Source organism: Serratia sp. YWN4, assembly GCF_055790845.1.
In genome coordinates this window covers 5,459,870-5,486,420 of record NZ_CM147696.1, presented here as the reverse complement: position 1 = coordinate 5,486,420, position 26,551 = coordinate 5,459,870, and the positions used below count along the sequence as shown (strand labels likewise).

Annotated in this window: 26 protein-coding genes; 16 read left to right on the top strand and 10 right to left on the bottom strand. The window is 56.1% G+C overall.

The window, feature by feature from the left end:
• Nucleotides 1–94: 94 nt before the first annotated feature.
• The 3 genes from ibpA to ACX9GT_RS25200 all read left to right on the top strand — a co-directional run bounded on the left by ibpA (nucleotide 95) and on the right by ACX9GT_RS25200 (nucleotide 2,830).
• Nucleotides 95–508, top strand: a complete 414-nt coding sequence (ibpA, locus tag ACX9GT_RS25210) for a small heat shock chaperone IbpA (protein WP_473189230.1) — start codon at nucleotides 95–97, stop codon at nucleotides 506–508.
• 67 nt (nucleotides 509–575) lie between these two features.
• Complete coding sequence (gene ibpB, locus ACX9GT_RS25205) at nucleotides 576–1,004, top strand: small heat shock chaperone IbpB (RefSeq protein WP_076943822.1); 429 nt, start codon at nucleotides 576–578, stop codon at nucleotides 1,002–1,004.
• Nucleotides 1,005–1,171: 167 nt separating this feature from the next.
• The gene (locus tag ACX9GT_RS25200) at nucleotides 1,172–2,830 is read left to right on the top strand and encodes a putative transporter (protein WP_473189229.1); all 1,659 of its coding nucleotides are present in this window, start codon (nucleotides 1,172–1,174) and stop codon (nucleotides 2,828–2,830) included.
• Between the two features lie 37 nt (nucleotides 2,831–2,867).
• On the opposite strand, the gene ACX9GT_RS25195 is transcribed toward ACX9GT_RS25200, so the two are convergent.
• Together ACX9GT_RS25195 and ACX9GT_RS25190 are read right to left on the bottom strand one after the other, a co-directional pair.
• Nucleotides 2,868–4,121, bottom strand: coding sequence for a valine--pyruvate transaminase (locus tag ACX9GT_RS25195; RefSeq protein WP_473189228.1), 1,254 nt, complete (start codon nucleotides 4,119–4,121; stop codon nucleotides 2,868–2,870).
• 132 nt (nucleotides 4,122–4,253) lie between these two features.
• A complete protein-coding gene (locus tag ACX9GT_RS25190) occupies nucleotides 4,254–6,320 on the bottom strand; it encodes an alpha-amylase (RefSeq protein ID WP_473189227.1) in 2,067 nt (688 codons plus the stop codon).
• Nucleotides 6,321–6,510: 190 nt separating this feature from the next.
• Here ACX9GT_RS25190 and ACX9GT_RS25185 point away from each other — a divergent pair, with 190 nt between their 5' ends.
• Both ACX9GT_RS25185 and ACX9GT_RS25180 read left to right on the top strand, forming a co-directional pair.
• A complete protein-coding gene (locus ACX9GT_RS25185; RefSeq protein ID WP_473189226.1) occupies nucleotides 6,511–6,759 on the top strand; it encodes a CopG family ribbon-helix-helix protein in 249 nt (82 codons plus the stop codon).
• Nucleotides 6,749–7,033 (top strand): type II toxin-antitoxin system RelE/ParE family toxin, encoded by a 285-nt coding sequence (locus ACX9GT_RS25180; RefSeq protein WP_473189225.1) that lies wholly within the window; start codon nucleotides 6,749–6,751, stop codon nucleotides 7,031–7,033. The genes ACX9GT_RS25185 and ACX9GT_RS25180 overlap by 11 nt, the downstream gene beginning before the upstream one ends.
• A gap of 8 nt (nucleotides 7,034–7,041) precedes the next feature.
• Here ACX9GT_RS25180 and ACX9GT_RS25175 read toward each other — a convergent pair whose 3' ends face one another.
• From ACX9GT_RS25175 to ACX9GT_RS25150, 6 genes are all read right to left on the bottom strand, one after another.
• The gene (locus ACX9GT_RS25175) at nucleotides 7,042–7,500 is read right to left on the bottom strand and encodes an RES family NAD+ phosphorylase (protein ID WP_473189224.1); all 459 of its coding nucleotides are present in this window, start codon (nucleotides 7,498–7,500) and stop codon (nucleotides 7,042–7,044) included.
• A complete protein-coding gene (gene parS / locus ACX9GT_RS25170) occupies nucleotides 7,497–7,943 on the bottom strand; it encodes a type II RES/Xre toxin-antitoxin system antitoxin (RefSeq protein WP_473189223.1) in 447 nt (148 codons plus the stop codon). The genes ACX9GT_RS25175 and parS overlap by 4 nt, the downstream gene beginning before the upstream one ends.
• Before the next feature lie 80 nt (nucleotides 7,944–8,023).
• Complete coding sequence (ghrB, locus tag ACX9GT_RS25165; protein WP_473189222.1) at nucleotides 8,024–9,007, bottom strand: glyoxylate/hydroxypyruvate reductase GhrB; 984 nt, start codon at nucleotides 9,005–9,007, stop codon at nucleotides 8,024–8,026.
• A 130-nt stretch (nucleotides 9,008–9,137) separates the two neighbouring features.
• Nucleotides 9,138–9,797, bottom strand: a complete 660-nt coding sequence (locus ACX9GT_RS25160) for an OmpA family lipoprotein (protein WP_473189221.1) — start codon at nucleotides 9,795–9,797, stop codon at nucleotides 9,138–9,140.
• Nucleotides 9,798–9,997: 200 nt separating this feature from the next.
• Nucleotides 9,998–10,405, bottom strand: a complete 408-nt coding sequence (locus ACX9GT_RS25155; RefSeq protein WP_473189220.1) for an N-acetyltransferase — start codon at nucleotides 10,403–10,405, stop codon at nucleotides 9,998–10,000.
• A 35-nt stretch (nucleotides 10,406–10,440) separates the two neighbouring features.
• Entirely contained in the window at nucleotides 10,441–11,013 is a 573-nt protein-coding gene (locus ACX9GT_RS25150; protein ID WP_473189219.1) for a DNA-3-methyladenine glycosylase I, read from the bottom strand.
• Between the two features lie 198 nt (nucleotides 11,014–11,211).
• On the opposite strand from ACX9GT_RS25150, the gene ACX9GT_RS25145 reads away from it, so the two are divergent.
• The 3 genes from ACX9GT_RS25145 (at nucleotide 11,212) to glyS (ending at nucleotide 16,347) form a co-directional block, all read left to right on the top strand.
• Nucleotides 11,212–13,200 carry an autotransporter outer membrane beta-barrel domain-containing protein gene (locus ACX9GT_RS25145; protein WP_473189218.1) on the top strand — a complete coding sequence of 663 codons (1,989 nt, stop codon included), beginning with the start codon at nucleotides 11,212–11,214 and terminating at the stop codon, nucleotides 13,198–13,200.
• A gap of 157 nt (nucleotides 13,201–13,357) precedes the next feature.
• The gene (gene glyQ, locus ACX9GT_RS25140; RefSeq protein WP_473189217.1) at nucleotides 13,358–14,266 is read left to right on the top strand and encodes a glycine--tRNA ligase subunit alpha; all 909 of its coding nucleotides are present in this window, start codon (nucleotides 13,358–13,360) and stop codon (nucleotides 14,264–14,266) included.
• A gap of 11 nt (nucleotides 14,267–14,277) precedes the next feature.
• Nucleotides 14,278–16,347 carry a glycine--tRNA ligase subunit beta gene (gene glyS / locus ACX9GT_RS25135; RefSeq protein ID WP_473189216.1) on the top strand — a complete coding sequence of 690 codons (2,070 nt, stop codon included), beginning with the start codon at nucleotides 14,278–14,280 and terminating at the stop codon, nucleotides 16,345–16,347.
• 132 nt (nucleotides 16,348–16,479) lie between these two features.
• Here the strand turns inward: glyS and ACX9GT_RS25130 are convergent, their stop codons facing one another.
• Together ACX9GT_RS25130 and ACX9GT_RS25125 are read right to left on the bottom strand one after the other, a co-directional pair.
• Nucleotides 16,480–16,767 carry a helix-turn-helix domain-containing protein gene (locus tag ACX9GT_RS25130; protein WP_473189215.1) on the bottom strand — a complete coding sequence of 96 codons (288 nt, stop codon included), beginning with the start codon at nucleotides 16,765–16,767 and terminating at the stop codon, nucleotides 16,480–16,482.
• Nucleotides 16,754–17,077 carry a type II toxin-antitoxin system RelE/ParE family toxin gene (locus tag ACX9GT_RS25125; protein ID WP_473189214.1) on the bottom strand — a complete coding sequence of 108 codons (324 nt, stop codon included), beginning with the start codon at nucleotides 17,075–17,077 and terminating at the stop codon, nucleotides 16,754–16,756. Before ACX9GT_RS25125 ends, ACX9GT_RS25130 begins: the two co-directional genes overlap by 14 nt.
• 400 nt (nucleotides 17,078–17,477) lie before the next feature.
• Here ACX9GT_RS25125 and ACX9GT_RS25120 point away from each other — a divergent pair, with 400 nt between their 5' ends.
• The 8 genes from ACX9GT_RS25120 to ACX9GT_RS25085 all read left to right on the top strand — a co-directional run bounded on the left by ACX9GT_RS25120 (nucleotide 17,478) and on the right by ACX9GT_RS25085 (nucleotide 26,232).
• Nucleotides 17,478–18,197, top strand: a complete 720-nt coding sequence (locus tag ACX9GT_RS25120; protein WP_473189213.1) for a FadR/GntR family transcriptional regulator — start codon at nucleotides 17,478–17,480, stop codon at nucleotides 18,195–18,197.
• Nucleotides 18,194–19,201, top strand: coding sequence for an ABC transporter ATP-binding protein (locus ACX9GT_RS25115; protein ID WP_473189212.1), 1,008 nt, complete (start codon nucleotides 18,194–18,196; stop codon nucleotides 19,199–19,201). The genes ACX9GT_RS25120 and ACX9GT_RS25115 overlap by 4 nt, the downstream gene beginning before the upstream one ends.
• The gene (locus tag ACX9GT_RS25110) at nucleotides 19,198–20,280 is read left to right on the top strand and encodes an ABC transporter ATP-binding protein (RefSeq protein WP_473189211.1); all 1,083 of its coding nucleotides are present in this window, start codon (nucleotides 19,198–19,200) and stop codon (nucleotides 20,278–20,280) included. The genes ACX9GT_RS25115 and ACX9GT_RS25110 overlap by 4 nt, the downstream gene beginning before the upstream one ends.
• Before the next feature lie 4 nt (nucleotides 20,281–20,284).
• Nucleotides 20,285–21,802, top strand: a complete 1,518-nt coding sequence (locus ACX9GT_RS25105; protein ID WP_473189210.1) for an ABC transporter substrate-binding protein — start codon at nucleotides 20,285–20,287, stop codon at nucleotides 21,800–21,802.
• Between the two features lie 20 nt (nucleotides 21,803–21,822).
• A complete protein-coding gene (locus ACX9GT_RS25100; RefSeq protein WP_473189209.1) occupies nucleotides 21,823–22,764 on the top strand; it encodes an ABC transporter permease in 942 nt (313 codons plus the stop codon).
• 2 nt (nucleotides 22,765–22,766) lie between these two features.
• Complete coding sequence (locus ACX9GT_RS25095) at nucleotides 22,767–23,648, top strand: ABC transporter permease (RefSeq protein WP_473189208.1); 882 nt, start codon at nucleotides 22,767–22,769, stop codon at nucleotides 23,646–23,648.
• 15 nt (nucleotides 23,649–23,663) lie between these two features.
• Complete coding sequence (locus ACX9GT_RS25090; protein ID WP_473189207.1) at nucleotides 23,664–25,265, top strand: gamma-glutamyltransferase family protein; 1,602 nt, start codon at nucleotides 23,664–23,666, stop codon at nucleotides 25,263–25,265.
• A gap of 247 nt (nucleotides 25,266–25,512) precedes the next feature.
• Complete coding sequence (locus tag ACX9GT_RS25085) at nucleotides 25,513–26,232, top strand: DUF3053 domain-containing protein (protein WP_473189206.1); 720 nt, start codon at nucleotides 25,513–25,515, stop codon at nucleotides 26,230–26,232.
• Nucleotides 26,233–26,551: the final 319 nt, after the last annotated feature.

Sequence of the window (26,551 nt, the reverse complement as noted above, 5' to 3'; positions counted from 1 at the left end):
CCGTAAGGGAGTTTGGGCCAGAGCCAAAATTGAGTCTGTCCATTGTGGAGGGCTTATATTAATAACCTCGCTGAAGTGCCTTAGGAGGCTGTTTATGCGCAATTTCGATCTTTCCCCGCTATACCGTTCTGCCATTGGTTTCGATCGCCTGTTCAATGCTCTTGAAGCGAATCAAAGCCAGAGCAATGGTGGTTACCCACCCTATAATGTTGAATTAGTAGACGAAAATCACTATCGCATTGCGATCGCCGTTGCCGGGTTTGCCGAGCAGGAACTAGAGATCACCACGCACGATAATCTGCTGGTGGTCCGTGGTGCCCACAATAATGAGCCTGCCGAGAGAACTTATTTATATCAGGGTATCGCCGAGCGTAATTTTGAGCGCAAATTCCAGTTGGCTGAACATATCCAAATTAAAGGTGCCAAATTGGAAAACGGTTTGCTGTATATCGATATGCAACGCATCGTGCCGGAAACATTAAAACCGCGCCGGATCGAAATTAAATAATTTTTATACTTGCCTGCCGTTAGGGGGCAAATCAATATCATCTCGCTTCTTGGAAGGAGTTAATACCATGCGTAATTACGATTTATCCCCGCTTCTGCGTCAATGGATCGGTTTTGATAAACTCGCCAGCTCAATGGGCGGCCAGGAACCACAGGGGTTCCCGCCATACAATATTGAGAAAAGCGACGACAACCACTATCGCATTTCTCTGGCACTGGCCGGGTTCAAGCAGAGCGAACTGGACATTGAAGTGGAAGGCCCGCGCCTTACCGTGCGTGGCAACCCGACACCGCCGGAAAAACAGGTGGAATATCTGCATCAGGGCTTGGTGTTTAAAGAGTTCACTCTGACCTTTACCCTGGCAGAACACCTACAGGTTGCCGAAGCCAAATTTGAAAACGGCTTGCTGCATATTGATCTGGTGCGGCATGTACCGGAAGCCTTGCAGCCACAGCGTATCAGTATCGGCAGCACGCCGGGGTTAGAAGCTAAATAACCGGCTGAAAAAAAAGAAAAACTCACGGGGGAAGTCCATTCGGGCTTCCCCCATTGCATTCTGTGGCACAACCCACATTCCCCCCCTGCACCTTATGTCAGAATCCCTACTAATTGTGTGTTTTTCACCACATACCGATTGTTAAACTTGAGGTAAGGATGTGACGTATGAGTGATATTGCCCTGACCGTCAGCATGTTGGCGTTGGTGGCTATTCTCGGATTGTGGATCGGAAACTGGAAAGTGTACGGCGTCGGGCTGGGGATTGGTGGGGTGCTGTTTGGCGGTATTATCGTCGGACACTTTGCCCAGACTTATCAAATCAGCCTTAACGGCGACATGCTGCACTTTATTCAGGAATTCGGTCTGATCCTGTTTGTTTACACCATCGGTATTCAGGTTGGCCCTGGTTTCTTTTCGTCCCTGCGCGTATCCGGCCTGCGGCTGAATGGCTTTGCCATTTTGCTGGTGCTGGTAGGCGGCGTGGTGGCAGCGATTGTACACAAACTGTTTGCCGTGCCGCTGCCGATCATTCTTGGCGTATTCTCCGGTGCGGTAACCAACACCCCGGCGCTGGGGGCCGGGCAGCAAATCCTCACCGATCTGGGTTCCGATCCGGCCTTGGTGAATCGCATGGGGATGGGGTATGCGATGGCCTATCCGTTCGGGATCTGCGGCATTCTGCTGGTGATGTGGCTGATCCGCCTGTTCTTCCGCATCAATATCGAAAAGGAAGCGCAGGAGTTTGAAAGCAGCTTAGGTAATAATCGCGAACTGCTGCAAACCATGAACGTGGCGGTGCGTAACCCTAACCTGCATGGTATAGCGATCAAGAACGTGCCGCTGCTCAACAGTGACGACATTATCTGCTCGCGCCTTAAGCGCGGTGACTTGCTGATGGTGCCCGCCCCGCAGGAGAAGCTGGAACTGGGGGATTTCCTGCACCTGGTCGGTATGCGTGAACAGCTGGAAAACGCCCGGTTGGTGATCGGCGAGGAGGTGGATGTCTCGCTCTCCACGCAGGGCACGGCGCTGCAAGTGGTGCGTGCGGTGGTCACCAACGAAAAGGTGCTGGGCAAAAAAATCCGCGATCTGAATCTGAAGCAGAAATACGACGTGGTGGTTTCGCGCCTCAATCGTTCCGGGGTAGAGCTGGTGGCGGGCAGCAATGTCACGCTACAGTTCGGCGATATTCTCAACCTGGTCGGGCGGCCAGAGGCGATCGAAGCCGTGGCGGCGATTGTCGGCAACGCCAAGCAGAAGCTGCAACAGGTGCAGATGCTACCGGTGTTTATCGGTATCGGCTTGGGCGTGTTGCTGGGGTCGATCCCGCTGTTTATTCCCGGTTTCCCGGCGGCGTTGCGCTTGGGGCTGGCGGGTGGCCCGCTGGTGGTGGCGTTGATCCTGGGGCGTATCGGCAGCATCGGCAAGCTGTACTGGTTTATGCCGCCCAGTGCCAACCTGGCGTTGCGTGAGTTGGGGATCGTGCTGTTTCTGGCGGTCGTCGGCCTGAAGTCGGGCGGTAACTTTATCGATACCCTGCTGCATGGCGATGGCATGGCATGGGTGGGCTATGGCGTATTGATCACCGCTATTCCGCTGATCACCGTGGGGGTGCTTGCCCGGGTGGTGGGCAAGATGAACTACCTGACGCTCTCCGGCATGTTGGCTGGTTCGATGACCGATCCACCGGCGCTGGCCTTTGCCAACGGGCTGCATCCAACCAGCGGTGCGGCGGCGCTGTCTTATGCCACGGTGTATCCGCTGGCGATGTTCCTGCGTATTATGTCCCCGCAACTGCTGGCGGTATTGTTCTGGACGATGTAGCTATACTTGGGGCTCTGCAAGCAGAGCCCTTACTGATTTAACCCGCTTCCTGATGTGCCCGCTCGACTTCTTCTGCCAATATCATTACGCCACGTTCAATTTGTTCCGGATCAGGCACATAGTTCATGCGCATACATTGATGCGTATGCGGCCATTCATGTTCCAACCCAGGGAAGAAGTAGTGGCCCGGCACCATCAGCACGCCGCGTTTTTTCAGGCGCTGATACAGCAATTCGGTGCTGATCGGCAGATCTTTGAACCATAACCAGAGGAAAATCGCCCCTTCCGGTTTGTGGATCAGGCAACGCTCCGGTGGCAGATGGCGGCGCAGAATGCCGATGGTCTGCTCGACACGTTGCTTATAGAACGGGCGAATGACCTCATTGGATAAACGCAGCAGATCGCCGCGTTCGATCATCTCCGTTGCCAAGGCCGGGCCGATGCTGCCCGGCGACAGGCTGATAATGCCGTTCATATTGGTGAGCGCGGTGATGACTTTCTCATCGGCAATCACGATACCGCAGCGTGAGCCCGGCAGGCCAAGTTTGGACAGGCTCATGCACAGAATGATATTCGGGTTCCACAGCGGCGTCGCTTCGCTGAAGATAATGCCGGGGAAGGGCACGCCGTAGGCGTTGTCGATCACCAGCGGGATGTCCCGTTGCTGCGCCAGCACATCGAGCTTCATCAGCTCTTCGTCGGTGATCACGTTGCCGGTCGGGTTGGTCGGGCGTGAAACGCAGATCATACCGATATCGTCGCCGATATTCAGATGTTCAAAATCGACGTGATACTTGAACTGGCCGTCCGGCAGCAGTTCGATATTGGGTTTGGCAGAGACAAACAGCCCTTCGTCCAGCCCGGAATCGGCGTAGCCGATATACTCCGGTGCCAGCGGGAACAGCACGCGGCGGCGGCTGCCGTCGGCATAGCGGCCAGCGAACAGGTTGAACAAGTAGAAAAACGCGCTTTGGCTGCCGTTGGTCAGTGCAATATTCTGTGGTTCGATCGGCCAACCCAACTCTTCCTGCAACAGTTTGGCCAGCGCTTTCAGCAGGGTGTTTTTACCCTGTGGGCCATCGTAGTTGCAGAGTGCCTCGGTCAGTTTGCCCTGATCGAGCATCTCTTGGCACAGCTGTTTGAAGTAGCTTTCCATCTCTGGGATATGCGCCGGGTTACCGCCGCCGAGCATGATAGCGCCAGGAGTGCGCAGGCCGTCGTTCATATCGTCCATCAAGCGGGTGATGCCCGCGTAACGGGTAAATTTGTCGCCGAAAAGAGAAAAAGTCATAGGTACACAGTATTGTTATTAGCAAGTGAACCACCACCATAACGCCAGACAAATGCCGGTGCAATGCGGCGATATTTCCCCCGCTGGGGAGAGATATCGCCCCGCGGGTTTTTGCTAGCATAACCTGCTGAATTATTGTGACCGATCACCAGCCCACGCCACCATCACTTTATCACCATCATGCTGGCGGCTGAACGCATAGTAACTTGGCGTTTGCTGCGACTGCTGGGTTCCTGCGCCGATCGCCGGGTGGCGGGCGCGGAACTGGCCCAGCACCTGCCAGTGCGCCAGCAACGGCGCTTTGGCCCCTTTCAGCTCATCCCAGTTCATATCAGAACGCGTGCCTTGCAGCGGATCGGAGCCAGTGGGGCCGAATGGCCTGCCGCTTTCATCACCGTAATAAATCTGCACCGCACCCGGTGCCAGCAACAGCAGATCTGCTGCCCGTTGCTGCAATGGCAGTGAGCTTTTGGCATCGTTGGTGAAGAACAGGCGCGTATCGTGCGAGGAGAGATAGCTCAGCACGTTGAACCCTTGCAGCTTATCGGCCATCTGCTGATAGGTAGTGTCGATAGTGGAGAAACAGTCTAACGCCTGTGCGGCCTGATCTTGGAAATCGAAGTTGATCATCGCATCGAAGCCATTCTGGTAGTAATCGCTTTTCATCACGCCGTGGCCCCAGGCTTCGCCGGTCATCCAGAACGGCGCATCGTCCAGCGCCTGTTTAGGATTAGCCGCCTTCCACTCTGCCAGCGCCGTGGCGGCGCGCTGTTTCAGCAACGCCAGCGTCGGTTTTTCGACGTGCTTGGCGGTGTCGACGCGGAAACCATCAATGCCGTAATCACGCACCCACTGGCTGAGCCAGATAGTCAGATAGTCGCGGGTGGTGGCTCCGGGGATTTCACGCGCGGCGGTGTCTGGCTTATGGCGATAAAACAGCGGCAGGCCGCTAGCACCGGGCGCTTCGGTCTTGATATCCGGCAGGAACGCCAGCGACATGGTCAGATCGTTAAAGCCCGGTGAATCGTAGTCGCCAATATCGGTGCGGATCCAGTTTTTGCCCCACCATTGGCTCCAGCCTGCTTTATCGCTGAAATTAATGTAGTCGTTGAAACTGTGCCAGCTCTGGCCTGGCCCCGGTTGCCAATCGCCCCAGTTTTTGCCCAAGGTTTTTTCAAGCTCGCTGTCTTTCAGATACAGCGAACCGAACTGAAACTGCTGCATATCGGTCAGCGTGGCGTAGCCGACGTGATTGACCACCACGTCAAACAGAATGCGGATACCGCGCTGGTGTGCCTGCTCTACCAGGTTATGCAGCTCCTGTTCGTTGCCCATGTTGGCATCGAGCTTGGTCCAATCCTGATGGTAGTAGCCGTGATAGGCATAATGCGGGAAATCGCCTTTGGTGCCGCCGCCAACCCAACCGTGGATCTGCTCCAGCGGTGAGCTGATCCACAGTGCATTGACGCCAAGCTGTTGCAGATAGTCCAGTTTTTGCGTCAGCCCGGCAAGATCGCCACCGTGGAAGGTGCCGATCTCCTGCATACCATCGCTGCGGCGGCCATAGCTGTGATCGTTGGCGGGGTTGCCGTTTGCAAAGCGATCGGTCAGCACAAAATAGACCGTGGCGTTGTGCCAATTGAAGGCGGCCTGCCGCTGCGTGGCGGCAGATTCCAGTAGCAGTATGCCGCCGCTGTTGGCCGCCGGTTGCAGGGTGACTTTGCCCAGCGTGACTTTCGCGGTTTGGCCGGAGTAGAAATCGCGTACCATTTCGCCTTCGGCGAAGATGCCGTTAACGGCGATGGTGACCGGTTTGCCGTCCCAACGTTGGCAGGTGTGCGCCACGGCAGCCACGCTGTTTTCCGGTTCGGTTTTCAGGCTGAGCTGCAACGTTGGGGTGCCGCTGCGCGTGTCGATACGCACCTGATACTCGCCACTGCGGAACAGTCGCCAACTGGCCGGTGCATGATCACCGCAAGGTTGCAGCGACAGGGGCTGATTGAGTTTTATTGCTTCTGCCGGTTGCCAGCACTGTTGGTTCTGGTAAAGCTGCAACGGCAGTTGCCCTTTTGGCAACGTAGCCTGGCTGATAAACAGCCCGCTGGAAGGTTCGTTAAAGGCAGGGAAGCTTTGCAGCGTCCAGTTGGCTAAGGCTGCGGGTGACAGCAGCATTAACAGAGGAAATGTCAGGCGTTTCATGGCTCTCCTTACGCATGGCAGGAAGCGTTTTTATCCTAGGGTAGTGCCCAGTTTGCTGAGCGTAGAAAAAATCGCCTCATCCCCTGGCAGGAATTTAGGGGCGGAGGGGGCAGGGGGAGAGGTTTGACTATGTTCTGCTGTTTTTTTAATCTATATTACGATGTATACATTGTAGTATGAGGTAAACCCTATGAGCGTGATGTCTGTTCGACTCTCCGACGATCTCTCCCAGCAGCTTGAAGCATTGGCTGAAGCGACCGGCAGAACCAAATCCTTCCTGGCAGCGCAAGCGATTCGGGATTTTTTAAACCGTGAAGCCTGGCAGATTGCTGAAATTCAACAGGCAATTATTGAGGCGGACGAGGGTGATTTTGCTTCGGAACATGAAATGGCCGCCCGTTTTAAGCAGATGGGAGTGATTGATCCAGATGGAGATTAAATGGCTAAGGAAAGCCGCCATCAATTTTGATGATGAATATGACTGGCTTTACCAAGAGAACCCGCAAGCTGCGGCCGAATTTGCCAGAGAAGTTTTTCGCTTAGTGAACTTACTGGTTACCAATCCGGCGTTAAGCCGGGCGGGCAGAGTGATGGGGACGCGGGAAATTGTGATGCAAACCTTTCCTTATCTGATCCCCTACAGAATTAAAAACGATGAAATACATATTCTCAGGGTATTCCATACGCGCAGGCGCCCGCTGGAAAAGTATTAATCCCGCCGTTATTTCAGTCTTGCGTCAAACAGATGCGGTATCGCCTGAGCGCTGGCAAGGTAGGTGGCGAAATCAGCGTGTTGCGGGTTAATCAGTAGGTTGTTTTCCATCGGCACCACCGCTGAGGGAACCAATAAGCCCACAGAGGTGGCTGAATCCAGCCATTCAGAGCCGATATCCATGGTTTCTTGCGGCGCGGTTAATTGCTGCCAGTTGGCAGGCAATGCGCTGGGTTCTAAGGTAATAATCTCCGTGTCCGCAACTTCAATGCTCAGCAAGGTGTAATGCTGCAACAGCGCTGCATCATCGAAATGCACCAGGCATTCGAGCATCGCCAATGAAACCGAGGTTGCCAAATAGATCATGGCTTTGCCTTTGTGGTTCCAGCGGCCGCCGTATTGCTGGGCACCGTAGCCTGACCAGGCGCTATCCAGGTACTTGGTTTTTACGATGCGATAGCCGATCACGAGAAAACGCCGTGCTCGAGTCTGCCGATAAGATCGAGCACCTCAACCGCCCCGCTTTCGGTGTTCAGCAGGCTCTCCGGGGTTTCATTCGCCAGGCCACGCACGGGCTTGCGCATCCAGCTTACGGCTTTTTCACGATCGCCCTCGAACAGCGTGACGGCAGCATCAGCCACGCGGATTAAACGTGCGATCTTCTCGCTCTCATCCGGGCTTAATATCCCGCTGCCTGCTTTTCTGCGGCTCAGCGTTTTGGCATTGATGCCGGTGATGCGCAGGATATCCGCTTTAGGAAAACCCGCCCAACTGTGGATGGTTTCAATCACCGATACCGGTAAGCCTTGGCGCAAGCGCAGGATCAACTCTGGCCCCCTGCTGGCCGGGAAACCGGCAGAGCGCCACAGTTCGTTACTGGTTGGTCTTTTCGATGGGCTGAATGTGCGCATAACACCTCCGGAATTCTCATTTGTCTTACTCAAGTATAGACATTTGTCCGCTGCTGCACAATCAGCCAATCTGGGCATACTTACAATGCCGTTTGCAGCACCTGCGGATTGACGCAGTTTTCTTGCACCGTGCCGGTCAGCGCGGCAATCAGGTTATCCACTGCGCAGGCGGCCATACCGTAACGGGTTTCATGAGTAGCAGAACCAATGTGCGGCAACGCAACCACGTTCGGCATCTTCAGCAGCGGCGAGTTCACCGCTAACGGTTCTTGTTCGAACACATCCAGCCCTGCTGCGTGGATCGTACCGTTTTGCAGGGCTTCGATCAGCGCCGCTTCATCGACCACCGGGCCACGGCCCGCGTTAATCAGGATGCCGCTGTTCTTCATCTTCGCCAGCTGTTCGCGGCCAATGATATGGAAGGTTTCGTCGGTCAGCGGCAGAACAATGCAGACAAAGTCAGATTCGGCCAGCAGCGTGTCGAGATCGCAGCGGCGGGCGTTAAAGCGTTGCTCCGCTTCCTGATGAACGCGGCGCGCGTTATACAGCACCGGCATCCCGAAGCCGAAGTGTGCACGCTGTGCCAGCGCCAGGCCGATGCGGCCCATGCCGAGAATGCCGATGGTTTTATGGTGCACGTCCACGCCATACCAATCAGAATCGATGCTTTCCTGCCATTCACCGGCCTTCACTCGTTCGGCTACTTCGACCATACGGCGCGCGGTGGCTAACATCAAACCCATCAGGGTATCGGCAACGGTTTCGGTCAGCACGGTCGGGGTGTGCATCAGCGCTATGTTACGCGCGTTGAGTGCATCAACGTCAAAGTTATCGTAACCCACGGCTATGGTTGAAGCCGCGCGCAGCTTGGGTGCCTGCTGCAAGAAAGCGTCGTCAATTTTGCCGCCGGAACCGATGATCCCTTCAGCCTGTTGCAATGCCTGTTTCAAGGCGGTGGGGTTTTCTGGGTTCAGGTCGTCAAAGGCATGAACGGTAAAATGTTGCTCCAGCCGTTTATGCAGATCGCAGGGGATGCTTTTGTACAACACAATGGAAGGCTTCATCACAAACTCCAGCAAGATAACGATTTGTTTAAAATAACATAAAGCGCTGAGCGGAGAAGGACGGGGTTGTTCTGCAAAATTGCGGTATGAGGTGCTGAAATCAGCGGGGCTCACGCCCCGCGCGGCATGATTACAATGGGCTGAGCGTGATCTCAACGCGGCGGTTTTGCGCTTTGCCTTCAGCGGTGCTGTTGGAGGCTATCGGCTGATCCGGGCCAACGCCGCTGGAACGGATGCGATTGGCGGCAACGCCCTGGGTGATCAGGGCGCTAGCAACGCCATCGGCACGCTGCTGTGACAAAGTCATGTTGAGCGCGCGAGTACCGGTGCTGTCGGTATGGCCGACTACGTTAACCGCCGTTTTTTCATACTCTTTCAGCACCATGGCAACGCCCACCAGGGTGTTGGCTCCAGCCGGTTTCAGCGTGCTGCTGTTGGTATCGAAGGTGACGTTATTCGGCATGTTCAGCACGATATTATCGCCCTGGCGGGTAACGCTGACGCCGGTTCCTTGCATTTTTTCGCGCAGTTTGGCTTCCTGCACATCCATGTAATAACCAGCTCCGCCGCCCAGTGCCGCTCCGGCTGCTGCGCCGATCAGGGCCCCTTTGCCGCGATCTTTTTTCGAGGAAGAGAGCACACCGATTCCGGCCCCCAAAACCGCGCCAACGCCAGCACCAATGCCCGCCTTACCGGCTTGTGATTCCCCGGTATAGGGGTTGGTGGTACAAGCGGATAGCGTCATAACAACGGCTATCGCACCGGCAATAATCGCAATGCGTTTTTTCATGGTTTTCCCTTAAATGGCCTCAATATCTGCATTGGCTGATCCAAGATGGACGCGCTAAGGAGCAGAAAATGCCTACAGACATTGCGGGGAAAATTACCCGGCAATGTGTGAGAGGAGAACCAGAAAAAGCTGAATTATCAGCGGTAATGGGGTTTTTAAGATAATGATCCTCTTCTCAACGGATTGAGAGGTGAAGCACTTCAGGAATAAGGCGGGTCAGCGGCGGCCCAGTTCATGATCAAGGTATAGGCTTGGGTCTCCTGATTGAACAGACGTTGCATCTGATGAAAACCCTGCTTGCGGTAAAATGCGCAGGCACGCAGATTCTGCTCATACACTTCCAGGCTCAGCCAGTTATGGCGCTGCTGCACGTAGGTCATCAATGCCTGGCCGACCGCTTTGCCATGAAAGCTCTGCTTAACAAACAGCGCGCCGATGAAACGCTCATTCAGCACGCTGATAAAACCGACGATCTGCCCGCCATACAGATAAACCCAGTTTTCGGCCCGCGGTAGATAGCTTTCACGCACCAGTTGAGCACTCTGCTGCCAATACTCTGCCGCAATAAACGGATGCGCCTGGGTCGTACTTGCCAGCCACAGCGTCATCAATGTTTCAATATCGGCCGGGTAGGCAGTGCGGATTACGCCCTGCGTTGCTTTGGGTGGCTGAAACAGCCGGTCAGGTGATCGTTCACCAAGCCACTGGCCTGCATAAAGGCATAGCAGATGGTGGAACCGATAAATTTGAAGCCGCGTTTTTTCAGCGCCTTGGACATGGCATCTGAACGTTCGGTTTTTGCCGGAACGTCGCTCAACGCTGGCCAATGGTTCAGCAGAGGTTTGCCGTCGACAAAGCTCCAGATAAAGGTGACGAAGTCTTCACCGGCCGCCTCCATGGCCAGATACATCTTGGCATTGGTAATAATGGCTTCGATTTTACCGCGATGGCGAATGATACCGCTGTCTTGCAGCAGGGTTTCCACATCCTGCTCGGTCATGGCGACAACGCGTTGTGGATCGAAATTGTGGAAGGCACGGCGATAGTTTTCACGCTTTTTCAGGACGGTGATCCAGGAAAGCCCCGCCTGTTGCCCCTCCAGGCAGAGCATTTCAAACAGCTCTCGTGTATCGGTGGTTGGCGTACCCCATTCATTGTCGTGATACTCAAGATACAACGGATCGGTTGTCACCCAACCGCAACGCTCGCTGGTCATGCTACTGCTCCTTGTGCTGTGTTTATTTACAGGTAATCATCGCCTGAAGCGGTTTGGTTGGCAAGCTTTTGATTATTTTATCAGCACTTAACTTGACGTAGTGTGAAAGCCCGCAATATTTACTGCATGGCCGCGAGAGAGTGGTCAACGATAAAAAGGTGGTTTTGTTCATTTTCTCTGGCTCTGAGGAGCTCATTCATGCCTCTAAAAACGATTTGCATACCGCGCCCGGCGGTGCTTGCAGTGGCTTTGGCGTTTTGTCTCAGCGCTCCGGTGCAGGCTTACGATCAGCTCTACGTGTTTGGTGACAGTTTGAGTGACACCGGCAACAATGGCCGGTTTACCTATGACAACCGTCAACATCTGCTGTATGACGAAGCGCTGGCCCAGCGGATTGGTGCTGCGCTGGTGGCCTCCGACGATGGCGGTTACAACTATGCCGCGGGTGGTGGGGTGGCGGTGCCTACGCTCAACCCGGCGGACAATACGCAGGATCAGGTACAGCGTTATCTTGCGCGGGTTAACGGTCAAGCGGATAGCGACGGGCTCTATATCCACTGGATTGGCGGCAATGATTTGGCGGCGGCGGCCATGAATCCGGCAACGGCACCGGAAGTGGCCTACCTCAGTGCCGCAGCGGCGGCGATGCAGGTGCATTCATTGCTGAATGCCGGTGCCGGAACGGTGATTGTGCCGACGGTGCCGAATATTGGTTCTACGCCGCAGCTGATGGAGCTGATCATTCAGCAGGCGCTCTCTCCGGTGCAGGGCGCAGCCATACAGGCGGCCTACGCCACACTCAATGCGCTGGCCACACCGGATAACGCGGCGCGCCAGCAGGCGATTCATCAGGCGTTGAGCGCCGCTGCGGCACAGGGCAGTGCGGATCCGCAGGTGCAACAATTGATTGCTGCGCAACTGATCGCCGCCTTTGACAGCCTGAGTGCGCAGGCGGAGCAACTCACTGATTTTTATAATCAGAGCGAAGATCGCCTGCTGGCGCAACGTGGCGGCAATATCGTGCGTGTTGATGTCAATCAACTGTTCAGTGAGGCAATCGCCAACCCAGGGCAGTTCGGTTTCACCAATACCGCCGGGATGGCCTGCCCGGCTGGGGTATCATCGGCAGTATGTAACGCGTCCACGCCCGGTTTTGATGCCAGCCAGTCTTATCTGTTTGCCGATCATTTCCACCCTAGCCCGCAGGCACACCAACTGATTGCTGACTATATCCAGGCGGTGCTCGACGGCCCGGCGCAGGCGGTGGCGCTCAACCAGGCGACAGCGGCCATGGCGCGTGACAGCCGAGCCACTCTCGACGGCCGTTTTCAGCAGCTACGCTCTGGCAATAATCCGCAAGGCTCCTTGGGTGTGTTCGGGGGCTATGCAGGTCAACGTTATGATTACTCAGCCAATCGGGTGGCGGGTGATGGCGATGCCACCACGCATAATCTGACGCTGGGCGTGGACTATCAGCTGACGGATGACTGGCTGATCGGTGCGCTGCTGGCCGGTTCCAATGACGATCAACAACCCTCCAGTCGTTATGAATATAAAGCGCGTGGTTTGTTGTTCTCTGCTTTCAGCGCTTTATCGCTGTTTGAACAGGGTTGGGTGAACGCCGATGTGCATTACATGACGATGAATTACGACGATATTCGCCGCAGTATGCAATTGGGCTCACTCACGCGCACGGAAACCGGCTCGACCTCGGGTAAGCAGTGGGGGGCGCGCGTAACCGGTGGTTATGATTTCCCGCTGACATCCTATTTGACTACCGGGCCGATGGCGCAGTTTGCCTGGGATTACAGCAACGTATCTGGTTACAGTGAAGACAGCAACGACAGCACCGCGATGCGTTTCAACGATCAAACTTATCGTTCACAGATTGCCGCCTTGGGGTGGCGGTTGGACGCGCAACTGGGCGTGGTCAACCCCTATGCGGAGGTGAGCTATCAGCACCAGTTTGGCGATGATGTTTATCGTGCGGGTGGCGGGCTGAAATCCACTCAGACCTCCTTTACCCGTGACAGTGCCAGCCAGGATAAAAACTGGGTCAATATGACGTTGGGGGCCAATATGCCGCTGACCGATCGGGTCGCGGCTTTCACCTCGGTTTCGCAAACCGGCGGCCTGAGCAGCGGCGAGCAATTTATGTATAACGTTGGGATCAGCGCACGGTTCTGATCGCGAGTTGGAGCAGGGTCTTGTTTCAAGTGGCCTGATTCAGCGGCCACTTGATCAATGATTCACACTTGTTGCGGGATTCTGGCTGTATATCTTACGGTCAACGGGTATACTGGCGGACTCCATTAAATCCACTTGTATCGCGTGCGAATCTAACATGCAAAAGTTTGATACCAAGACCTTTCAGGGCCTGATCCTGACATTGCAGGACTATTGGGCGCGCCAAGGCTGCACCATCGTTCAACCACTGGACATGGAAGTCGGCGCGGGAACCTCTCACCCGATGACGTGCCTGCGCGCACTGGGGCCGGAGCCGATGGCTACCGCCTACGTGCAGCCATCACGCCGCCCGACCGACGGCCGTTACGGGGAAAACCCGAACCGCCTGCAACACTATTATCAATTCCAGGTGGCGATTAAGCCATCGCCGGAAAACATTCAGGAACTGTACCTGGGCTCACTGAGAGAGCTGGGTCTGGATCCGACCATTCACGATATCCGCTTCGTAGAAGATAACTGGGAAAACCCGACGCTCGGCGCTTGGGGCCTGGGCTGGGAAGTGTGGCTGAACGGCATGGAAGTGACGCAGTTCACCTACTTCCAGCAGGTTGGCGGCCTGGAGTGTAAACCGGTTACCGGCGAGATCACCTACGGCCTGGAACGTTTGGCGATGTACATCCAGAGCGTGGACAGCGTTTACGATCTGGTGTGGAGCAACGGCCCATTGGGCATCACCACCTACGGTGATGTGTTCCACCAGAACGAAGTGGAACAGTCTACCTATAACTTCGAATACGCCGATGTCGATTTCCTGTTCAGTTGCTTCGAGCAGTACGAGAAGGAAGCGCAAACGCTGCTGGCGCTGGAAAAACCGCTGCCGCTACCGGCTTACGAACGTATCCTGAAGGCTGCCCACACCTTCAACCTGCTGGATGCACGCAAGGCGATCTCGGTGACCGAGCGCCAGCGCTATATTCTGCGTATCCGCACGCTGACCAAAGCCGTTGCCGAGGCCTATTACGCTTCCCGCGAAGCGCTGGGCTTCCCAATGTGTCATAAGAAATAATAGAGGCAGCCATGACTCAACAGACTTTCCTGGTGGAAATCGGCACGGAAGAGCTGCCGCCGAAGGCTCTTCGCTCACTGGCAGAAGCTTTTGCCGCGAATTTTACCGCCGAGCTGGATAACGCCGGTCTTGAACACGGTGCCGTAAGCTGGTTTGCCGCACCGCGCCGCCTGGCGCTGAAAGTAGCCAACCTGAGTGCTGCGCAGGCCGATCGTGAAGTTGAAAAACGCGGCCCGGCGATCGCCCAGGCATTCGATGCCAGCGGCCAACCGAGCAAAGCGGCTGAAGGCTGGGCGCGCGGTTGCGGTATCACCGTCGATCAGGCCGAACGCCTGGTGACCGACAAAGGCGAATGGTTGCTGTATCGCGCCCACGTGCCGGGCCAGTCTGCGCAGCAACTGCTGGCAGGCATGGTGAGCACTGCGCTGGCCAAATTGCCGATCCCGAAACTGATGCGCTGGGGCGATAAAGAAACCCAGTTTGTGCGCCCGGTGCATACCGTCACCCTGCTGCTGGGGGCGGAACTGATCCCTGGCACCGTGCTGGGTATTGATTCTGCGCGCACGATTCGCGGCCACCGTTTTATGGGCGAGCCGGAATTCACCATCGACAACGCCGACCAATACCCGCAGATCCTGCAAGAGCGCGGTAAAGTGATTGCCGATTACGCAACCCGCAAAGCGCTGATCAAGCGCGATGCCGAGCTGGCAGCACAGAAGATTGGCGGCAAAGCCGATCTGAGCGAAAGCCTGCTGGAAGAAGTGGCCTCGCTGGTGGAGTGGCCGGTGGTGCTGACCGCTAAATTCGAAGAAAAATTCCTGGCGGTACCGGCAGAAGCGCTGGTGTACACCATGAAGGGCGACCAGAAGTATTTCCCGGTCTACGACGCCGCAGGCAAACTGCTGCCGAACTTTATCTTCGTGGCTAACATCGAATCGAAAGATCCGCAGCAAATCATCTCCGGTAACGAGAAAGTGGTGCGTCCGCGCTTGGCCGATGCTGAGTTCTTCTTCAATACCGATCGCAAAAAACGCCTGGAAGACCACCTGCCGCGCCTGGAAACCGTGCTGTTCCAACAGCAGTTGGGTACTTTGCGCGACAAAACCGACCGTATTCAGGCGCTGGCAGGTTCGATTGCCGGGCAGATTGGCGCGGACGTCAACCATGCCACGCGCGCCGGGCTGCTGTCGAAGTGCGATCTGATGACCAACATGGTGTTCGAGTTCACCGACACCCAGGGCGTGATGGGCATGCACTACGCACGCCACGACGGTGAAGCGGAAGACGTTGCCGTGGCGCTGAACGAACAGTATCAGCCGCGTTTTGCCGGTGACGAACTGCCGCAATCGCTGGTAGCCTGTTCATTGGCGATCGCCGACAAGATGGACACCCTGGCCGGTATTTTCGGCATCGGGCAACATCCGAAGGGCGATAAAGACCCGTTTGCTCTGCGCCGTGCCGCGCTGGGCGTGCTGCGTATCATTGTCGAGAAAAACCTGCCGCTGGACCTGCAAACCCTGACCGAAGAGGCCGTGCGCCTGTACGGCAGCAAGCTGACCAACGCCAAGGTGGTGGACGAGGTTGTCGACTTTATGCTGGGCCGTTTCCGCGCCTGGTATCAGGAAGAAGGCCACGCGGTAGACACTATTCAGGCGGTATTGGCGCGTCGCCCCACCAAACCGGCTGATTTTGACGCACGCGTGAAGGCGGTCACTCACTTCCGCACCTTGGAAGAAGCAGCGGCATTGGCGGCGGCTAACAAGCGTGTCTCCAATATTCTGGCCAAGTCCAACGATATTCTGTTGGATCAGGTGCGTGCTTCCGTGCTGAAAGAACCGGCTGAACTCAAGCTGGCGACTCACCTGGTGGTGCTGCGCGACAAGCTGCAACCGGACTTCGCCGCAGGCCGTTATCAGGAAGCGTTGGTTGAGCTGGCTGCACTGCGCGAAACCGTGGATGCCTTCTTTGATGGCGTGATGGTGATGGCAGAAGATGAAGCAGTGCGCGTGAATCGCCTGACGCTGCTGAGCAAGCTGCGCGAGCTGTTCCTGCAGGTGGCGGATATTTCGGTATTGCAGTAATAACCTATCGTTAAGGGGAAAGTCGCGTTATTGCTTAACACCGTTCACTTAAAATATCTTAAGTGAACGGTGTTAGCCTCAGGGCCGTTTTTTCAGCCATCCGGGCCGCTTTACTAAAAGCTCTGTCAGTCATTACAAAGTAATCTGGGGATGTACCACACCGCAAGCTTTGGCATATCTGACCAGCGTATCTAAACTGGCTTTCACGATATTAGCTTCCATACGTGAAACCGTTGGCGGTGTGACGCCCATTCGTTCAGCCACTTGCGCGCGTGTTAACCCTGCATGGCTACGCCATTCAGCCAGCATGGTTTGCAAGCGTTCTTTCCGCTCTTCGGCTTCATAAGCCGCTTGTACATCAGGGTCTGACATCAAATCAGCCCTCACCGCTTCCCAGGTAACACCTTTAACTTTCTTCATTGAGCATCTCCTCAAGTCGTTCAAAAGCGAGCATTATCTCCCCTGAAGGGGTTTTCTGTGTTTTTTTGATGAACACTCTAAGCAGGTAGATATTTTTCCTTTTCTGATAAACATACAGCCCTCTAGCGATATCTGTTCCCATCGTTCTGAGTTCAAACAGACCGTCCCTTAGGGGTTTGCTATCAGGTTCCCGTAATGCTGTCGCATTCATTTTTAGTTTATCGATCAAACGGATCATTTTAGCTCTGACAACCGGTGGTAATCCGTTGATTTCATCCGGCACATAATCGTGCAATATTACGTTAAACACGGTATTTCCCTTCGCGACATAATATTAGCATAAAAGTTAAATTGCATTATAAGCTAATTTTCTGCGTGTTGGCCACATTGCTTTTTATGTCATAAAACAGAGCAGACTATGCACTCTAATGCGGCATCCATGCCCCAATTTGGCGCACCGATCGTCATCTTGCTTTAAGCACTTACTCTCTCTTCTCTGCCGCGTGTAAATATAATTATCATTTAATTCAATGCATTAAATGATAATTCGCTTTAGTTGAGGTGAACCAATAAAAATTGGTTCTTTTCTTGCTTAGGTATTAATAACCTGTGTTGTGTATTTAATAGCCTTATGGTAGCTTGATTGTTAATTAATTGTAAAATTATAATCTATGTGGTCTTTTTTTGATGAAAATATAGGCGAACCAATAATGGATGAAATGCCTGGCCGTACCGCAAACTCCAGTTCCGCATTGGAAAAACTTCGTCAACTGCTCCAGCAAGATGACATACAACCCGATCTGGCCTTGCCCACGGAGCGTGAGCTGGCGGAGCGTTTTGCCGTGGGGCGGCGCGAAATCCGCCGGGCGCTGAACGTGCTGGAAGAAGAAGGGCGGATCTGGCGCAAACAGGGCAAGGGGACGTTTGTTGGCCCGGCCGCGCCGGTGCAGCCGCTGCAATTGCAGGATTTGCCGCAGCAGTCGAACCTGTTGGAGGTGATGGAAGCGCGTATCCAACTGGAACCGGGCTTGGCGCGTTTAGCCGCGCTGCGTGCCAGCAAAGAGCAGATCGCCCTGATGCAGCGCCTGCTGGAACGGATGCATCGCATCACGCTGGACGATAGCGATCAGCATGAGCTGTGGGACAGCGCTTTCCATCGCGCCATTGCCGAGGCCGCAGGCAACCGCCTGATGCTCAGCCTGTTTGACGCCATTGATGCCGTGCGCCGTGAACCCGCCTGGCAGCACCTGCGCGTGCAGGCCCGCACGCCAGCGCGGCTGGAAAACTATGACCATCACCACGTTCGCCTGATTCAGCACATTGCGGCGCGCCAGCCGGTGGAGGCCGCGCAGGCGATGCGTGAGCACCTGCTGGCGCTGCAACAGGCGCTGCTTGAAGCGATCAATGTGGGTGACGAGGAGCTGCCATGACCCTTTCTTCTGCCAGCCCTGCGGTGCTGCGCCTGCACGATCTTAACGTCCAGTTCAGCGGTTCGCCGGTCACGGTGCTGGATAACATTTCGCTCACCGTCCACGCAGGGGAAACGCTAGCGCTGGTGGGCGAGTCCGGCTGTGGCAAGAGCATTACCTCGCTGGCGCTGATGGGATTATTGCCCAGCAGTGCTCAGGTCAATGGCGGTGAGATGTACTTCAATCATCACGATCTGCGTCAGTTAAGCCCTCGCGACTATGCCGATCTGCGCGGCAACCAGATGGCGATGATTTTTCAGGAGCCGATGACCTCGCTTAATCCGGCGTTTACGCTTGGCGATCAGCTTAGCGAAGCGGTGATGCGCCATCGTAATTGCAGCCGCCGCGAGGCGATGGAACTGGCGCTGGAGATTTTGGAAAAGGTACAGATCCCGGCGGCGGAAATGCGCTTGAAGGCTTACCCGCACCAACTTTCTGGCGGGATGCGCCAGCGCGTGATGATCGCCATGGCGTTGATCAATCATCCGCAGCTGTTGATTGCCGATGAGCCGACCACCGCGCTCGACGTCACCATTCAGGCGCAAATCCTGGTGCTGCTCAACCAGCTTAAACAGGAAACCGGCACTGCGGTGCTGATGATAACCCACGATTTGGGGGTGGTGGCCGAAGTGGCGCAGCGGGTGGCGGTGATGTATGCCGGGCAGGTGGTGGAAAGCGGCGAGGTGGCAGAGGTGTTTAACGATCCTCAACACCCTTACACCATCGGTTTGATGGGGTCGATTCCCAGCCTCGGTGCCCGCAGCGCCAAACTGGCAACCATTCCTGGCAACGTGCCGCTACCGGAGCAGATGCCCGCTGGCTGCCGTTTTGCCACCCGCTGCCCGTTCGCGGAAGCGCGTTGCTATCAGCAAAAACCCCCGCTGCAAGTGCTGAATCCGCAGCATCAGGTGGCCTGTTTCCGCGCACCGCTGGAACACTCCGTGGCTCAGGGAGCATTGATATGACAACGCCTATTCTTGCCTGTACCGATTTAAGCAAAACCTTTAGCGGCCCGACGTCGCTGTTTAAACGTAACAAACAGGTGACTGCCGTTGACCGCGTTTCGCTGCAAGTGATGCCCGGTGAAACGCTGGCGATTGTCGGTGAGTCCGGTTCCGGTAAATCGACGCTCGGCCGCCTGCTGCTGCGCCTGCTCGCGGCCAGCCACGGCCAGGTATTTTATCAGGGGGAAGAGATTACCCATGCCAGCGGCACCCGGCTGAATCAACTGCGCCGGGAGCTACAGATTATTTTTCAGGATCCGTTTGCCTCGTTGAACCCGCGCATGACGGTAGAAAACATCGTGGGCGAACCGATCTGGCTGCATGAGTCGCTGTCGAGCCGCGATCGCCAGGAAAAGGTGCATCAACTGCTGCGCACCGTCGGCCTGCCTGCCGCCTGGGCGCAGCGCTATCCGCACGAGTTTTCCGGCGGCCAGCGTCAGCGCATCGGCATTGCTCGCGCGCTGGCCAGCGGCCCTAAGCTGCTGCTGGGGGATGAGCCGGTTTCTGCGCTGGATGTGTCGGTGCAGGCACAGGTGGTCAACTTGTTGGAGAACCTGAAATCACAGTTTGGCTTGACCATGGTGATCGTGGCGCACGGCTTGGCGGTGATCCGCCATATGAGCGATCGCGTGGCGGTGATGTATTTGGGGCAGATCGTCGAGCTGGCCAGCGTCGATGAGATTTTCGACGCGCCGCTGCACCCTTATACCCAGGCATTGATCGCCTGCGCGCCACAGCTAAAACCGGGCATTGAGCGTGAGATACCGATGTTGCAGGGCGATCTGCCGAATCCGGCTTCGCCGCCCAGCGGTTGCCGCTTTCATACCCGTTGCCCGCACGTTCGCGACGAATGCCGTCAATATGAGCCGATTAATCAGGTTTTAGCCGGTGGCCGTCAGGTGGCCTGCCATCGTTGGCAAGAAATTAACCGTGATCGCAGCGTGATTGAAATTGCCCCACCGTCATCCGCCTTTTTACGCCGCCGCGCGCTGTTTGAGCAGGCAGTTAATCAAAAATCATCAACCCCTCTGGAGAAGTGAAGCGATGAAAGGACGTCATATTGTATTGAGTGCGCTCGGTGGCCTGCTGCTGACAGGCACCAGCGTGCAGGCACAGGCAGAAAGCACGATACGCATTGGCTTGGGGGCCGATCCAGACATGCTGGATCCGCATTTGGCGCGTACCTATTATGGCCGCTTTGTGTTTGCGGCAATGTGCGATCGGCTGGTGGATATTGACGAGCACATGAAGATTGTTCCGGGTCTGGCTACCGACTGGGCATGGAGCGATGAGGGCAAGACCCTTACCATGAATCTGCGGCAGGGCGTGACGTTCCACGACGGTGAAGCATTCGACGCTCAGGCGGTGAAATTCAATATCGAACGAGCATTAACGCTGCCGGGATCGCTGCGCAAAAGCGAAATCTCGTCCATTGAGTCCGTCGACGTCACCGGGCCGTATCAGGTGGTGTTTCACCTGAAAACCGCCGACGCGGCGCTGCTCAGCCAACTGACCGATCGCGCTGGAGCGATGCTGGCACCCAAAGCCGCTGCCAAAGCGGATTTCGCCACGCAGCCCGTGTGCTCTGGCCCTTACCAGTTTGACAGCCGCGTGCAGCAGGATCGCATCGTACTCAAGCGCTTTGAAAACTACTGGAATAAGTCTGCCTACCACTTCGATAAGGTGGTGTTCCTGCCAATCCCTGACGCATCGGTGCGCTTAGCGAACCTGCGCTCTGGCGATCTCGATCTGACAGAACGCATTGCCGCCAGCGATGTTAAAACCGTGGAAGCCGACCCGAAACTGCGTTTAGCCAAGGTGACCGGCCTGGGTTATCAGGGCATTACCTTTAACATTGGCAACGGCAAGGTCGATGCCAACAACCTGTTCGCCAAAGATGCGCGGGTGCGCGAGGCCTTCTCGCTGGCGATCGATCGCGATGCGCTCAATCAGGTCGTGTTTGAAGGGCTGGCTACCCCATCCAATCAGGGGATTTCCACCGTCAGCCCTTACCACGTCAAGCTGCCGGTTGCTCCGCGTGATGTAGAGAAAGCCAAAGCGCTGCTGGCGGCGGCGGGGGTGACGCCGCCGCTCAACGTTACGCTGCTGGTGACCAATGACTCTATCTCACAGCAGGTGGGCCAAGTGCTTCAGGCGATGGTTGGCGAAGCCGGTTTTAACCTGAACTTGCAGATGAACGAGTTTGCCACCTTGCTCGATCGCCAGCAGCGCGGGGAATACCAGCTCAGCCTGTCTGGCTGGTCAGGGCGGCCAGATCCCGATGGCAACATGTTCTCGTTTGTTCACAGCAAGGGCACGCTTAACGACGGTCGCTACAGCAATCCGCAGGTCGATGAATGGTTGACGCAGGCGCGCCAGACCAACGATCAGGCGGCGCGTCAGGCGCTGTATGACCAAGTGGTGAAACGGTTGCAGATCGATATGCCGATTGCTTACCTCTATTTTGAGCCACGCATTTTTGGCCTGAATAAAAAGCTGGAAGGCTTTAAGGCCTGGCCGGACGGCGTAGTGCGTCTGGCCGGTGTGAAAATGGCGCCCTGAGGGCAAGCGGAGAAGCACTGATGGTTGAATTGATCTGCAAGCGCCTGCTGCTGGCCATTCCCACGCTGCTGCTGGTGAGCATTATGGTGTTCTCACTGCAAAAGCTGCTGCCCGGTGACCCGGTGTTGGCGATGGCGGGCGAAGAGCGCGATCCCGAGGTGATTGCGCAACTGCGCGAAGAGTATCACCTCAATGATCCGATCCCGGTGCAGTATTTTTACTGGGTGAGCAACGCGCTGCGCGGCGATTTAGGGATTTCGCTGCGTACCAAAGAGCCGGTCACACAGCTGATTATCAGCAAACTGCCGGTGACGATGGAACTGTCACTGCTGGCGATGATGGTGGCGCTGCTGGTGGGGATCAGTATGGGGATTATCGCGGCGGTGCGTAAGGGCAGTTGGGTCGATCACACCACCAACTTTGTGGCGCTTTCGGGGATTTCGGTGCCGCATTTCTGGCTGGGGATCTTACTGATTCTGCTGTTCTCGGTGCATTTACAGTGGTTTCCCGCCTCTGGCTATGTGCCGCTCAGTGAGAGCATTCCGCAGAATCTCAAAACGCTGCTGCTGCCCGCGCTGGTGCTGGGCACCGGTCTGGCGGCCACGCTGATGCGCCATACCCGCGCTTCGATGATTGCCGTCTTGAAGGCCGATTATATCCGCACCGCGCGGGCTAAAGGGCTGTTGCCGCTACGGGTGATCCTCAAGCACGCCTTTCGCAACGCGCTGGTGCCGATTGTCACCCTGACTACGCTGCTGTTTGGCGAACTGCTGGGGGGCGCGGTGCTGACCGAACAGGTATTCACTCTGCCCGGTTTTGGCAAGATGATTGTCGACTCGGTGTTCAACCGTGATTACGCGGTGGTGCAAGGCGTGGTGCTGGTAGTGGCGATCGGTTTTCTGCTGCTGAACCTGCTGGCGGATGTGCTCTACGTGCTGATTAACCCGAAAATGCGAGGCTGACCATGAGTGACGTTTTGGTTTCCGGCACGGCGGCGGTTGCACCGCTGCGCGCGCCGGGTAATCGGGTGCTGAAGAAGTTTCTCGCTAATAAAAGCGCGATGATTGGGGCGGCGATCGTGCTGCTGTTTGTGGCGCTGGCGCTGTTGGCCCCCTGGCTGGCACCGTTCGATCCGGTAAAAGCCAACTTCCTGGCGGTGCGCAAGCCGCCGTCGGAGCTTTACTGGCTTGGCACCGACGAACTGGGGCGGGATATCTTCTCACGCCTGATTTGGGGGGCGCGTACTTCGCTGCTGGCGGGCTGTATTTCGGTGATGATCGCCATCGCGATCGGTGTGCCGCTGGGCCTGATCGCCGGTTACTGGCAGGGAATTTGGGATGGCGTAATTTCACGCGTGATTGAAGCGCTGCTGGCTTGCCCGTTCCTGATCCTGGCGATTGCGCTGGGCGCATTTCTTGGCCCCAGCCTCGGTAACGCCATGATCGCTATTGGCCTGTCGGCGATGCCGATTTTCGCCCGCCTGACGCGTGGTCAAGTGCTGGCGGTGCGCCATGAAGAGTATATCGACGGCGCAAGGGCCATCGGCCTGCCGGACCGCTGGATTGTGCTGCGCTATGTGTTGCCTAACGTGATGTCACCGATTCTGGTGCAGGCCACGCTGGCCATCGCTGCGGCGATTATTACCGAAGCCAGCCTGTCGTTTCTCGGGCTGGGCCAGCAGCCGCCCAATCCTTCGTGGGGGGCGATGCTGAACACGGCAAAAGGTTATCTGGAACAGGCACCCTGGATGTCGATTTTCCCAGGGATCGCCATTTTTCTCACCGTGCAGGGCTTCAATTTGCTGGGTGACGGGCTGCGTGACGCGCTCGATCCGCGTAACGACTGACAAAAAGGAAGAGTGATGAGTGGAGAATGGGATTTTAGCCAGGGTTACCCATCCTGGCGCGTGCCGATGATGGGAGCGAATGCGGTAGCGACTTCGCAGCCGCTGGCGGCGCAGGCCGGGTTGCGTATGTTGCAGCAGGGCGGCAATGCGGTGGATGCGGCGATTGCCACCGCCATCGCCTTAACCGTGGTGGAACCTACCGGTTGCGGTATCGGCAGCGATGCGTTTGCCATCGTTTGGGACGGCAAACGGCTGCACGGGTTAAATGCCTCCGGCCGCGCGCCTGCGGCCTGGTCACCGGAAACTTTTGCCGGGCGGCAAGCCATGCCGGAACTGGGCTGGGATGCGGTCACGGTGCCGGGTGCGGTTTCTGCCTGGGTGGCGTTGGCGGAACGTTTTGCGACCCTGCCGCTCACCACGCTGGCGCAGCCTGCTATTGATTATGCGCGCAACGGTTTCCCGGTTTCTCCGTTGATCGGCGCGCTTTGGCAGCGGGGCTATAGCAAGCTGCGCGATCAGCCCGGTTTTAGCGCCTGCTTCGCGCCAAACGGCAAGCCGCCGCGTGCCGGTGAGCTGTTCCGTAACCCGGATCAGGCTAATTCGCTGGAAAAAATTGCTGCTACTCAGGGTGAAGCGTTTTACCGTGGCGAGTTGGCGGAAAGGATGGTGGCTTTTGCCCGCGAGCATAATGCGGCGCTGAGCATGGACGATCTGAGAAATCATCGGGCTGATTGGGTTGAGCTGATATCGCGTCCGTTTGCCGGTGGCTCGGTGCATGAGTTGCCGCCTAACGGCCAAGGGATCGCCACGCTGATTGCGTTGGGCATTCTTGAACAGTGGGATATTGGCCGTTATCAGCCGGATTCCGTGGCGTGGCTGCATTTGTCGATCGAGGCCATGAAGCTGGCGCTGGCGGATCTCGAACGTTACGTGGCTGACGAACAGCACATGGAGTTCCCTGCCGAACTCCTGTTGAGTGACAGCTATCTGAAAACGCGTGCGGCGCTGATCGATCCGCAAAAAGCCGGTGACTTTACCTTTGGCGCGCCGACGCAGAGCGGCACGGTATATCTTTCTACCGCCGATGCAAATGGCATGATGGTGTCATTTATTCAGTCCAACTATATGGGCTTCGGTTCAGGCGTAGTGGTGCCGGGCACCGGCATCAGCCTGCAAAACCGTGGCGCTGGTTTTTCTTTGGATAAACAACACCCGAACGTGGTGGCCGGTAATAAACGCCCGTTCCATACCATTATTCCGGCATTTGCCCTGGACGGTAACGGGCAGCCGCTGATGTCGTTTGGCGTAATGGGCGGGCCGATGCAGGCGCAGGGGCATTTGCAGATGGCGCTGCGTATTATGCTGCATAAGCAGAACCCACAGGCGGCGATCGACGCACCGCGCTGGCGGATCGTCGCCGGGCGTGAGGTGATCGTGGAGCCTTCGATGGATCGTAATACGCTGGCGGCGCTGCGGGCCATGGGCCATAACGTGGTGCTGGAAGATCCGCTGCAAACCTACAGCTTCGGCGGGGCGCAGGCGATTATCCGCGATCCGCAAGGGTTCTATATTGCAGCGACTGAAAGCCGCAAAGACGGGCAGGCGCTGGTGTTTTAGCGGCTATCAGGGCCGGAGAGATCCGGCCCTATTTCTCTGGCATTGTTACCTTCATACCCATATCCCTCCCAGCAAAATGAAACACAATGTAGCCAGAAAGCCGAATCGCGTATCGCATCGCATTCAGTTGATCTATTCTTATAGCCCCCGAAGCATCTGTTGGTCGAGATGAGGGGGAGAGGCGCATGGAGAGCAGTAAAGGGTATGGAGCCTGATAAAAGAGACGTTTAAACAGGAGTTATGTCACATGGCGGTAGGGATCCAGAGCAGAGGTTTCGCGCGTTGGTTGGCACCGGTGTTGGCATTGTTGGTGGTTATGCAACTGACCGCCTGCGGCGATAAAGAGCCAGAACAACGCAAGGCATTCGTTGATTACTTACAGAATACGGTTATGCGCAGCGGCGTGAGCATCCCGACGCTGAGCGAAGATCAGAAACAGAAATTCGGCAGCTATGCCGGTGATTACGCCATTTTGGTCGGTTTTTCCCAGCAGTTGTCGAAGTCGGTTGATGCCAGCCTGACTCCGGTGCTGGATCAGATTAACCAGATCCACACCGCGCAGGATTACATGATCAAGCGCGATAACCTGAAGCAGTCGGTGGGCGCGTTAAACCTGTTAGGGCAGCAGATCCAGTCGGCAAAGTCGCAGGCGGATACCGCGCGTGCGGCATTGAAACAGCCGGACGATCTGAAAGCGGTTTACAATCAGGCGTATGACAAAATTGTCACCGCACCGGCCAATGCCTTAATGCCAGCCATTCCAACTACGGCCAGCTTCGTGCAGGATCTGGTGCAGGTTGGGGATTTCCTCCAGGCGCAGGGCAATCAGGTCAGTTTCAACAATGGCGGCGTACAGTTCCGCAGCCAGCAGCAGGCAACGCAGTACAACACCATGATGGCTAATCTGGTGGCTAAGCAGCCCGATTTTCTGAACGCACAAAAAGCCGTGCAGGCGGTAATGCAATAAGGCGAAAACGCCGCTGTGTATTGAACGATGTGGGTGGGCCAACGTGTTGGCCTACCCACATAACGCCCATTTTTTCTCATGACTTGCCACACTTCCCCTCTGCACTTCTGTACTACACTTCAACTAGGTGGAATACCGCCGAACCATCAATTCTTTTAATGTAGTTTTCTTTCATTCGCTCCACGGTTAATGGCTGGCGGAGTGCGTGCCCACAGGGAAGATGCGCTTTCTGGTTATTTTCTGGTTAGCGTATGTAAAATAAATTGTGATTAAAGTCACAATTTAAGAACAAACACCCGAGGTAAAAATGTGATTTATG